Here is a 1,667-nt window from a genome sequence, read left to right as displayed (position 1 = left end):
TCTTCTTCGTCACAGCATCAAGTGTCGTCATCACGGCACCTTTACCGCCAGACCAAAGTGCAGCGCGTCACGCCGAAAACATCGTTTAAGAGACAGTCCCGGTCAGGCGGCTAGCTCCACGTCGATATCAGCTCGGTGAAGGCTCGGCTGGCTGCGCTCATGTACCCACCCTGTCTTCTGAGCAGGGCTGCGGTGCGGTGCGGAATGGCAGGCAGTACAGCAACAGGGTTGAGCCCATGCTGTTCGCGGGCAATGGCTTCGGGCAGCATGGTGGCGAGCTGGCCGCGACGAACGATTTCCATGATCGCGCTGACGGAGTCAACTTCGATCGCGATGCGCGGGGCAACGCCGTGATCCCGGAAGTGCAGGTCGATGTGGCGCCGAGTCGCAAAGTCGCTTCTGAGCAGCACAAGCTGCTCCTGTTCCAACTCTCGCAGGGTCATGGGTGCCTGCTTCCCGGCATGGGGGTGGTTGGTGCCGACAACCAAGCCGAGGGTTTCGACGAACAAAGCCTGGGCCTCGATCTCGGACGAACGCACCTCGGCAAATGCGATACCGAGATCGAGGGTGTCCTCGGCCAGCGCCACCTCGATGCGGTCCTGAGTCATCTCCTGCAGACTCAAGGTAATGCCGGAATAGCGGGTGCGGAAGCGTTCGACCAGTGGACCGATCAGGTATGCGGTGAACGTGGGGGTCATCGCTAACCGGAGCGATCCACGGCTCAAGTCCTGCACGTCGTGGATGGCCCGGGTTCCGGCGTCAAGTTCCCGCAGGGCGCGGCGGGTATAGCGCAGGAAGGTCTCGCCAGCGTCTGTCAGCCGCACGGTCCGTCCGGACCGGTCCAAAAGCTGGACGTGCAACGAGTTCTCCAATTGCTTGATCTGTTGTGACAGCGTCGGTTGGGAGACGTGGAGCGCCTCGGCCGCGCGAGTGAAGTTTTGGTGTTCCGCGACCGCGGCCAGGTAACGAATGTGTCGCAACGTCACGATTCTCCAACTATAGAAATTACTTATTGACTCCATCATAAAGAGGTCTTGGACACTATAGATAGTTTCCGTCATCCTTGAGTTATCCCCCCTCCCCCAACATCGAGGACACAGCCCATGCAAGACATCATTAAGGGCTTTCTGAAATTCCAACGGGAGGCCTTTCCTGCGCGTTCTGAACTGTTCAAGGAGCTGGCCACCGCCCAGAACCCCGAGGCCCTGTTCATTGCTTGCTCGGATAGCCGGGTCGTGCCAGAGTTGCTGACTCAGCAAGAACCGGGTGACCTCTTTGTGATCCGCAATGCTGGCAACATCGTGCCCGCCTACGGCCCGGAGCCCGGCGGTGTCTCCGCGACAGTCGAGTACGCGGTCGCCGTCCTGGGCGTTACGGACATCATCATCTGTGGCCATTCCGATTGCGGAGCGATGACTGCTGTCTCGACCGACATGAACCTGGACCACCTGCCGGCCGTGGCCAGCTGGCTTGCCCACGCCGACGCGGCGAAGGCTGTCAACGCCGCCCGCACCGACGGATCGGCCCAGGAGTCGTTGGAAGCAATGGTCCGTGGGAACGTCATCGCCCAGCTGACCAACATCAGGACTGACCTGCCGCGGGTATTTCGGACAGCGGAATTAGTGGTTTCTCCTACGCTGCCAATGCTGGCTGTTGATAACCATAAT

Annotated in this window: 2 protein-coding genes; one reads left to right on the top strand and one right to left on the bottom strand. The window is 60.2% G+C overall.

The annotated features are described in order from the left end of the window. Window positions 1-110: 110 nt before the first annotated feature. Entirely contained in the window at window positions 111-986 is an 876-nt protein-coding gene (gene cynR / locus CXY71_RS00135) for a transcriptional regulator CynR (RefSeq protein ID WP_104133725.1), read from the bottom strand. A 117-nt stretch (window positions 987-1,103) separates the two neighbouring features. Here cynR and CXY71_RS00130 point away from each other — a divergent pair. After that, window positions 1,104-1,667: carbonic anhydrase (locus CXY71_RS00130; RefSeq protein WP_104133724.1), on the top strand; the 564-nt coding region annotated here is incomplete at its 3' end.

This window comes from Cryobacterium sp. Y62, from assembly GCF_002929785.1.
In the GTDB taxonomy this organism is placed as follows: domain Bacteria; phylum Actinomycetota; class Actinomycetes; order Actinomycetales; family Microbacteriaceae; genus Cryobacterium.
This window is presented reverse-complemented; position numbering and strand designations above follow the sequence as displayed.